The following is a 9752-nucleotide window of genomic DNA, read 5'->3' as shown; positions in this document are numbered from 1 at the left end:
CTTTAAATTTAGGGAGTAATTCAAAATCGCCAGACGATAATTTCAACGACAGATTTAGAATGAAAAATTGGACTAATTTTTACGAAGTTGGTTTTGGAATTGATATTTATTTAGAGTACTTCGTTTTTTCGCCTTCAATTCGTGGAGTTTTTAGTATGAAAGATGAATTAATTCGTGACAACGACCCTAATAGTCCTTGGACTGGAAATGTTCAAGAGATGAAAACACGTGGTTTCTTTATCAACTTTTCATTCCACTAAGAGTTAACTTCGTTTAAATTCACTCAAAATAATAGCGGTTGCAGTTGCTACATTTAAACTTTCTGTAACTTGAAGATTTCCAAAACGTGGGATAGCAATTCGCTCCGAAACTAATTTTTCTACAGAAGCAGAAATTCCATTGGCTTCATTTCCCATAATGATAATTCCTTCATTTGGTAATTTTTCTTGGTAAATATTTTTTCCATCCATAAAAGTTCCAAAAATTGGCAATTTAGCTGAAGCTAAAAAAGTTTCTAAGTTTCCATAGACAACATTTACCCTACTAATCGAACCCATAGTAGCTTGCACAACTTTAGGGTTATAAATGTCGACCGATTCCTCTGAACAAAACAATGTTTCAATTCCAAACCAATCACACAAACGAATAATTGTTCCTAAATTTCCAGGGTCACGAACATCGTCTAGAGCAACAATTAATCCATTTTGCACCAATTCCTTTACTTTTGGGATTTTAAAAACAGCCAAGCATGTATTAGGAGTTGACAAAGCACTTATTTTTTTTAATTCGGCCTCAGAAATGGCATGAACTTTGTCTTTTGAAACCGTAAGAAAATCTTGCTTCGTAGTAAACAAATCTTGCAATTCAAAATTAGATTGTAACAATTCTTGAACTACTTTTACACCTTCGGCAAAGAAAAGTTGTTCTTGTTTTCTATATTTTTTTTGTTGTAAACTCGTTATTAGTTTAATTTGGTTTTTACTAACCATAAAAATTGTATTTTTGACTAACTTTTAAAAAGTGCTTTGAGAAATAATTTATCAAAAATAACATTATTATTTGTAATCGGAACAATAATTTATTCGTGTTCGTTAGTTAAACGAGTACCCGAAAGTAAAAAATTATTGGTCAAAAATGAGATTTACATTAATGATAAAATCAATAAAGAGGAACGAATTAATAATTTATTAGTTCAACAACCCAACACAAAATTCTTAAATTATCCTTTTGGCTTAACTCTTTATAATATTGCAAAACCTAATCCAGATTCGTCATATCAAGCTTGGCTAAATAAAAAACCAAATCGTATAAATAGACTTAATCGTTTCTTATCTGCAAAACAAGTGGAACGTTTAGGGAAATCTTTTTTTGTAAGTGGATTGTCAAAATTTATAAAAGAAACAGGGGAAGCACCTGTAATTATTGATGAAAAAAAGGCGCAACGTTCAAAAGATCGATTAAGTGGATTTTATTACAACAACGGTTTTATCAGAAATAAAGTAACGCTTTCCATCGATTCAATTGATAAGAAAAAAGGAAAGATATCTTACAAAGTAAACACAGGTAAGCCTTATTTTATTGACTCCATTTCTAAATTTATAGAAACCCCTATAGTGGATAGTTTATACGCATTAGAAGCTAAAAAATCTTTCATAAAAAAGGGAGAACAATATAATTTTTCAAACTTCGATAATGAAAGAAAAAGAATTACCCAATATCTAAGAAATAATGGTGTTTATCATTTTCAAGAAAGCAACATAAAATATGATGCTATTATTGATGATTCAATACAGAAAATAAAAGTAAACTTAAAAATTGAAGACCGATTAGTAAAAAAAGGAGACACGCTAATAAAAAAACCTTTTGGTGTTTACAAAATAACTCAAGTTAATATATTTACAAACAATACTTCAAAAAAAGAACGAAATCAATTTAATGATAGTGTAACCTATAGAAATTTCAATATTTACAGTGCTGGTAAATTAAAATACAAACCCAAGGCAATAACAAATGCCATTTTTATTGAAAAAGGAAAACTATTTAGTGATAATGACCGAACATTAACTTCAAAATCACTAAGTAATCTAAAAGTATTTAATTATCCCAATATCGAATACATTGAGGATCCGGCTGATAGCACAAATAGTTCACTCATAGCAAACATTTATTTAATGAGTAAACCTAAATATGTTTGGCAACCCTCTATAGATGTTACTACTTCAGACATTCAACAATTTGGAATCAGTGGAAGAATGGCTTTCACTTGGCGAAATCTTTTTAAAAGAGCAGAAACTTTCGAATTGTCTACTAAAGGAAACATTGGATCTTCAAGAGATTTGGCTAATCCAAATAACGTGTTTTTTAACATCTCAGAATATGGTTTAGAAGGAAAGTTGAGTTTCCCCAGAATTGTATTTCCATTAAATACTCGTAAGATTATAAAAAAAGAAATGCTTCCCACTACTACTGCAACGATTGGTTTAACCAGTCAAAGAAATATTGGGCTAGACAAAGAAAACTTAACTGGAATTTTTTATTACAATTGGGCACCAAAGCAAGGAAATACAATACGTTTTGATTTATTAAACATTCAATTCATCAAGAATTTAAATCCTGAAAATTATTTTAATGTATACACATCATCATATAACACCTTAAATAATTTGGCTCAACTTTACAATGTAGACCCAGATTATTTGGATGATAATAATAATCTAACTACACAAGGAGCTGTTGATTTTATTAATGATGTTGAAAACGGGGTAATAACATTTCCCTCAGATGATAACAACTATAAAATTATAAGAAGTATTGGAGAAAGAAGACTTCGTTTAATTGAAAACAATTTGATTGTTTCTTCTAGTATAACTTTTTTCAAAAACACTAAAGCCAATTTGCTTGATAATAATTTTTACTCTATTAGAACGAAAATAGAATCGGCTGGTAATTTGCTTTCATTATTTGCCAACACAAAAAACGAACCCTTAAGTGCTAATGGAAACAAAACAATGTTTGGAATTGAATATTCACAATACATAAAAGGTGAAGTAGACTTCATTAAACATTGGGATTTTGGCAAGAAAAACACCCTAGCCATGAGAGCATTTGCTGGCTTAGCAGTCCCATATGGAAACGGGCAATCGATTCCATTTTCCAGAAGTTATTTTTCTGGTGGATCTAATGACAATAGAGGTTGGCAAGCTTATAGTTTAGGCCCAGGTCGTAGTGGTGGAATAAATGACTTCAATGAAGCTAACCTAAAATTAGCCTACAGTTTAGAATATCGTTTTAGAGTGGGAGGAAATTTTTATAGTGCTTTTTTTACAGATATTGGAAACATCTGGAATATTTTTGACAATGTAACAAATAAAGAATACACCTTTAATGGTTTAAATTCATTAGAAGACTTGGCTGTAGGAACTGGGATAGGTTTTAGATATGATTTTGACTTCTTTGTTTTCAGACTAGACTTAGGTTACAAAGCTTATGACCCTAGTAGAGAAATAGGAGAACGATGGCTGAAAGGAATCAACTTTGGCAAAACAGTGCTAAATTTTGGAATTAATTATCCGTTCTAATTTTTTAAATTATTATTTTTGCATAACTATAACAAAACATACAACTATGAGTCACACTATTAAACCGGGTGTTGCTACCGGAGATCAAGTTCAAGAAATCTTTAACTATGCCAAACAAAAAGGGTTTGCATTACCTGCTGTTAATGTTGTAGGTTCTAGTACAATTAATGGTGTTTTAGAAACAGCCGCTAAATTAAATGCACCTGTCATCATCCAATTTTCTAATGGTGGTGCACAATTTAACGCTGGAAAAGGATTATCAAATGAAAACCAAAAATCGGCTATTTTAGGAGCGGTTGCTGGTGCAAAACATATACACACTTTAGCTGAAGCTTATGGTGCTACAGTTATTTTACATACAGACCACTGTGCAAAAAATCTTTTACCGTGGATTGATGGTTTATTAGATGCATCTGAAAAACATTTTACTGAAACTGGAAAACCATTATTCAGTTCTCACATGATTGATTTATCAGAAGAACCTATTGAAGAAAACTTAGAAATTTCTAAAAAATATTTAGAAAGAATGAGTAAAATGGGTATGACTTTAGAAATCGAATTAGGAATCACAGGTGGTGAAGAAGATGGTGTTGACAATTCAGATGTGGATAGTTCAAAATTATACACACAACCTGATGAAGTTGCTTATGCTTATGAGGAATTAATGAAAGTAAGCCCAAGATTTACTATTGCTGCTTCTTTTGGAAATGTTCATGGCGTTTACAAACCAGGAAATGTAAAATTAACTCCTAAAATCCTTAAAAATTCACAAGAATACGTTCAAAATAAATTCAACACCGGAAACAACCCAGTTGATTTTGTTTTCCACGGAGGTTCTGGTTCTACTTTAGAAGAAATTAGAGAAGCTATTTCTTACGGAGTAATCAAAATGAATATTGATACTGATTTACAATTTGCTTTCACAGAAGGAATTCGCGATTACATGACATCTAAAATTGATTATTTAAGAACACAAATCGGAAGTCCAGAAGGAGCAGATAGTCCAAATAAAAAACATTACGACCCAAGAAAATGGGTTCGTGAAGGAGAAGTTACGTTCAACAAACGTTTAGAACAAGCTTTTGCCGATTTAAATAACGTGAACACTTTATAAGTACAAGGTACAAAGTACAAAGTACGAAGTTTAAAATTTTATTATTAATTGAAATTAGATAAAGTTAAGGCCTTCCTTCCAACTTCTAACTTCTAACTTCTAACTTAATTATGGCTTGGTTTAAAAGAAAAGAAAAAGGAATTACAACTCCTACAGAAGCTAAAAAAGACGTACCAAAAGGGTTATGGTATAAATCGCCTACAGGAAAAATCGTTGATCAAGACGAATTAGCGAGAAACTTATGGGTGAGTCCAGAGGATGATTATCATGTACGAATTGGTAGTAAAGAATATTTTGAAATTTTATTTGACAATAACGAGTTCAAAGAACTAGATGCAAATTTAACTTCAAAAGACCCATTAAAATTTGAAGACACTAAAAAATACAGCGATCGTTTAAAAGATGTTATGGATAAAACCAAACTTAAAGACGCTATTCGTACAGGTGTTGGAAAATCAAAAGGAAAAGACTTAGTAGTTTCTTGTATGGACTTTGCTTTCATTGGCGGTTCTATGGGAGCAGTCGTAGGTGAAAAAATTGCTAGAGCAATTGATTATTCTATCAAACACAAAATTCCATTTGTTTTGATTTCTAAATCAGGTGGAGCTCGTATGATGGAGGCTGCTTTTTCATTGATGCAGTTAGCTAAAACCTCAGCAAAATTAGCGCAATTAGCTGAAGAAAGAATTCCTTACATTTCGTTATGTACAGATCCAACAACTGGAGGAACTACTGCTTCTTATGCAATGCTTGGAGATATCAATATTGGTGAACCAGGAGCATTAATTGGTTTCGCTGGACCTCGTGTTGTAAAAGATACTACAGGTAAAGATTTACCAGAAGGTTTTCAAACATCTGAATTCTTATTAGAGCATGGTTTCTTAGATTTCATTGCTCACAGAAAAGATTTGAAAAACAAAATTAATTTATACTTAGATTTGATTCAAAATCAACCTGTAAGATAAAAACAAAAAATCCCGATAGCTTTCAAAACTATCGGGATTTTATTTTTACTTCCTTTTCTTAGAAAGTATATTTTATTCCACCATAAATATTTCTACCCGGAGCGTTAATTCCAGATGCAAAAACTCTGTATTGTGTATCTAAAATATTTTCAACACCTGCAAAAAGAGTTCCTCCATTTAACACCTGAAAACCTGCTTTAAAATTATAAGTTTCCCAAGCTGGCATTCCATTTGCTGGTGCATATTGCGCATTATCCTCACCACTTGTAGAATAATCGCTGATATCTTTTTTGCCATTATACAACATATAACCTTCTAAATTAAGTTTGTTGTAAGTATATGATAATCCAACTTTTCCAAAATAAGGTGCAATATGATCTAATGGTCTTTGAGATCCTTCTTCTACTACTCTACCCAGTGTGTAATTGAAATTAGCACTAAACAATAAATCAGATATAATGTAAGCACTAACATTTGTAGAAAATCCAGTTACAAAAGCCTTTCCTTTATTTTGATTGGCTTTTACTTGAGCGTCAAACCCATTATAATTTACAATACTTTGTCCGTTATATGTAAAATCATCCGTTACAATGGCATCATATAATCGGGTATAAAAGTAAGTACTTTCTAATTTTATTTTTTTAGAATCCGATTGAACTACAATTCCTAAATCACCTGTTATGGTTTTTTCAGCTTTTAAATCTTCATTAGGAACAATTAATGTACCTAAAGAACTCGATGACCCCGGAACAGATTCAAAGACTTTTGCCAAATCATCAATATTTGGTGCTCTAAATCCAGTTGCTACATTCGCTTTCAAAGCAAAGTTTTTTGAGGTATTATGCGTGATTCCTAATGTACCACTATACGTAAAATTACCTTGAGAAATTTCATCAAATGGTAATGCAAAAACTGAATTATCAGCAATTGTACTTTTTAATGAGGTATAGCCTGCTCTTGCTCCTACATTCCAAAATGTTTTTTCCGACATCTTTTCGTTATAAGAAATATAGAAATCATTACGCATCATATTGTTATCTCCATTTGGATAACGTGTATTAATGTTAGTTACAACCCCCGTATTGATATTATTAGCATAAGCCGTTGATTTTAAAGTTTCATAATACGACTCAAAACCATAAAACAATTCTCCTTTAGTGAATTTCTTATCCAAATCTAACGACACCGAAAACAGATCTACTTTTTCTTCATTGTGTTGTAAGTTGTAGTTATTAAATCTCCTATTATGACGACTCTCTTTTACATTCTGATAAGCAACATTTACTTTCAAATCACTATTTAAAAATGCTTTCTCTTTTTGCAACGAATAAATAGCTAACAATCTTTCTTGAGGTCCATAATACCATTCAGCAAATTTTAATCCAGAACTTGTTTTTTCTGTTAATCTATCATAACGATTGATATCTGATGTTGTTGAATACTGTACATTCAAACCATGTAAATATCCTGAATTTGTCTTGTAGGCAAATTTCTGCATGAAATTATACTGCTTATAAGCCGAACCTACTTGCGTATATTTATCGCTATTAACGTTCAGTTGATCTACACCATTAACTGTAGAAACATAATTAGGTCTTTCCCCAAAATAATCTCCATTATGATTCTTCTTTTTACCCATTTTTAAATCACCAAAATCATTAAATGAGAAAAAGGTTAACGAAGCAAAATTAGATGTAGCATAATTTAAATGCATTGCCACTGATTTTTCTTCATTTACACTACTATATCGGGTATTAATACCTCCCGTAAATTTGTTATGTGCTTGATCTAAAAACTTAGCATTCTTAGTTGTCATTGCAACTGAACCACCAAGTGCGTCACTACCAAATAAAGTAGAAGAAGGACCATAGAAAACACCCACGCTTTCTAACATATTTTCATCAACTGTGATTACGTTTTGAAGATGCCCTGCTCTAAAAATAAGGTTATTCATTCTCACACCATCTACAGTAAGCAATACTCTACTAGCTTCAAAACCTCTAATTACTGGACTTCCTCCACCCTGTTGTGATTTTTGCACAAACAATGCACCAGAATTAGAAAGCATTTCAGCCGTACTTTGAAAGTTTTGAAAATCAATTTGCTTGGCTGTAATTACCTCAACCTGATTGGGTAATTGTGTGTATTTTTTAGGAACTTTATTTGAAATTACCACCTCACTCAATTCAGTAGCCGTGGTATCTTGTGCCGTTTGTGAAAACACTAAAAAAGGCAATAACAGAACAGCATAAAAAATATTTTTTTTCATTTTTATGGATTATTTATTCTTATTTAAATATGTAAATATGGGATTACTTTTCAAAAGCATCCCTATTAATAAAAAATTAAGAATAAATATTAGGCGGTGGAGAATCTACAATTAAAGACTTTGATTGATAAAACCCAGCATACAAATTAACTTTGATTGGACGGTTTTTATCTATAAAAGGGTACCATGAAAAAACAGGTTGAAAATAAATCGATTTGTAAAATTTATAAAGTAAATCGTGCTGCTCTTTGGATTTTGAATCGTGCTGATAAACGCCAGCCAAAAGATCATCTAATTGTCTGTTTAATTTTGTTTCTTTGAAATCCCACCAGCACCAGTACTGAACAGAATCTTTCGAAATCACTTTATCAACAATATCATACATTTGATTATTGAATTCAAACTCTTTCGAATGTTTCCATTTCAATTTAGATGTCGTTTCCGATTTTGAAAATTTTAAAAGGACCAATTCACTTTTGTCTATACCAGCAATCATTTTCCATTTTACCTCTTTTTTAACAGCACGCTTTCTTTGCTGTAACCAAGTGTAAGTTACAACAGCAGGTGCTATTAACATAAATAGCAGAAATAAACTAATGATTTGCTTTTTCAATTTGGGAAATTAATTTCCAAATATAGTAAAAATTACATTCCGCTTCTGATTGCTTCAACAGGGTCTAATTTTGAGGCTGAAATTGCAGGAATAATCCCAGAAATTAATCCAATTAATGCTGCTAATCCAGAACCTAATAACATATTGGCTGCACTCAAGACAAATTCAAAATCAAGAGCTGCTGAAAGTCCGATGGCAATAATCCAAACTAAAAACATTCCTACAATTCCGCCAATTAATGAAAGAATTACCGCTTCAAACAAGAATTGAAACAAAATGAATTTATTTTTAGCCCCAAGAGCTTTTTGAATTCCGATTAAGTTGGTACGTTCTTTTACCGATACGAACATGATGTTTGCAATTCCAAAACCTCCTACCAAAAGCGAAAAGGCACTGATAATCCAACCAATCATATTCATTTGACCTACGATATTATCAATAAAATCGGTAAAACCTGACAATACATTAAGGAAGAAATTATCAATTTCACCTGTTTTTACACCTCTAAAACTTCTTAATTTTTGCGCCAATTCCGCTTTAAATTCAGCTATATCAATTCCTTTCTCGGGTTTTATTAAAATAGCTGGCGTTAACATATCACTATTATCTCCATACATTTTTCTTAAGAAATTTACTGGAAAAAACACAGCAATATCACTACTATCGCCAAACATGCCTTGACCTTGTTTTTTTAACACACCAATTACAGTAAATTTTTGACCGTAAAGACGCACTTTTTTTCCTATAGGATCGCTATTTTCAAACAACCCAGTAGCTACTTCGCTTCCTATTACAATAACTGGGCTACCCGAGTTGGATTCGGATTCATTGAACAAACGTCCTTTGTCGATTTTAACAGGTTCAATATCAAAAAACTCAGAAGTTGAAGGTTTTACACGAATCGAATTCACCGTTTTAGAATCGTATTTTATGCTTTCATTTCTTGTAAATAAATTGAATGACATCTTATCAATTCCGTTTACATTTCTTCTCAAATGCTCATATTCTTCATACGTTACATCTGGAAATTGCTCACGCTTCCATCTTGGCACTTCAGAAGGTCCGAATGAAAAACGGATTAGGTAAATGGTATTCATGTCCATATCACTCAAATCTTCCTTGATTTTTTTATCCATAGAATCTACCGCAGCTAATACCGCAATAATGGAAAAAATACCAATGGTAACGCCTAACAACGACAAAAGCGTACGCA

General features: G+C 31.8%; 7 protein-coding genes and 1 pseudogene. 4 read left to right on the top strand and 4 right to left on the bottom strand.

What is annotated here, in order from left to right:
* Nucleotides 1-260, top strand: a pseudogene (locus Q0075_RS08705) (PorT family protein); the annotation flags it as partial.
* 3 nt (nt 261-263) lie between these two features.
* Here Q0075_RS08705 and Q0075_RS08700 read toward each other — a convergent pair.
* Nucleotides 264-989 carry an RNA methyltransferase gene (locus tag Q0075_RS08700; protein WP_297869184.1) on the bottom strand — a complete coding sequence of 242 codons (726 nt, stop codon included), beginning with the start codon at nt 987-989 and terminating at the stop codon, nt 264-266.
* A 36-nt stretch (nt 990-1025) separates the two neighbouring features.
* On the opposite strand from Q0075_RS08700, the gene Q0075_RS08695 reads away from it, so the two are divergent.
* From Q0075_RS08695 to accD, 3 genes are all read left to right on the top strand, one after another.
* A complete protein-coding gene (locus Q0075_RS08695; protein WP_297869183.1) occupies nt 1026-3578 on the top strand; it encodes a BamA/TamA family outer membrane protein in 2553 nt (850 codons plus the stop codon).
* A 46-nt stretch (nt 3579-3624) separates the two neighbouring features.
* Nucleotides 3625-4692 carry a class II fructose-bisphosphate aldolase gene (gene fbaA, locus Q0075_RS08690; RefSeq protein WP_297869182.1) on the top strand — a complete coding sequence of 356 codons (1068 nt, stop codon included), beginning with the start codon at nt 3625-3627 and terminating at the stop codon, nt 4690-4692.
* Between the two features lie 110 nt (nt 4693-4802).
* The gene (accD, locus tag Q0075_RS08685) at nt 4803-5657 is read left to right on the top strand and encodes an acetyl-CoA carboxylase, carboxyltransferase subunit beta (protein WP_291106405.1); all 855 of its coding nucleotides are present in this window, start codon (nt 4803-4805) and stop codon (nt 5655-5657) included.
* Nucleotides 5658-5715: 58 nt separating this feature from the next.
* Here the strand turns inward: accD and Q0075_RS08680 are convergent, their stop codons facing one another.
* The 3 genes from Q0075_RS08680 to Q0075_RS08670 form a co-directional block, all read right to left on the bottom strand.
* Nucleotides 5716-7926: a TonB-dependent receptor gene (locus tag Q0075_RS08680; protein WP_297869181.1), complete on the bottom strand. Its 2211-nt coding sequence runs from the start codon at nt 7924-7926 to the stop codon at nt 5716-5718.
* Between the two features lie 76 nt (nt 7927-8002).
* Nucleotides 8003-8539, bottom strand: coding sequence for a hypothetical protein (locus tag Q0075_RS08675; protein WP_291106401.1), 537 nt, complete (start codon nt 8537-8539; stop codon nt 8003-8005).
* A gap of 32 nt (nt 8540-8571) precedes the next feature.
* Nucleotides 8572-9752, bottom strand: a 1181-nt coding sequence (locus Q0075_RS08670; RefSeq protein WP_297869180.1) for an ABC transporter permease, incomplete at its 5' end; no start/stop codon positions are given.

Source organism: uncultured Flavobacterium sp. (genome assembly GCF_937967675.1).
In the GTDB taxonomy this organism is placed as follows: domain Bacteria; phylum Bacteroidota; class Bacteroidia; order Flavobacteriales; family Flavobacteriaceae; genus Flavobacterium.
This window is presented reverse-complemented; position numbering and strand designations above follow the sequence as displayed.

Coding starts and splice junctions, on each gene's coding strand:
- Q0075_RS08700 (WP_297869184.1), bottom strand. CDS start 989: ATGGTTAGTAAAAACCAAATTAAACTAATAACGAGTTTACAACAAAAA.
- fbaA (WP_297869182.1), top strand. CDS start 3,625: ATGAGTCACACTATTAAACCGGGTGTTGCTACCGGAGATCAAGTTCAA.
- accD (WP_291106405.1), top strand. CDS start 4,803: ATGGCTTGGTTTAAAAGAAAAGAAAAAGGAATTACAACTCCTACAGAA.
- Q0075_RS08680 (WP_297869181.1), bottom strand. CDS start 7,926: ATGAAAAAAAATATTTTTTATGCTGTTCTGTTATTGCCTTTTTTAGTG.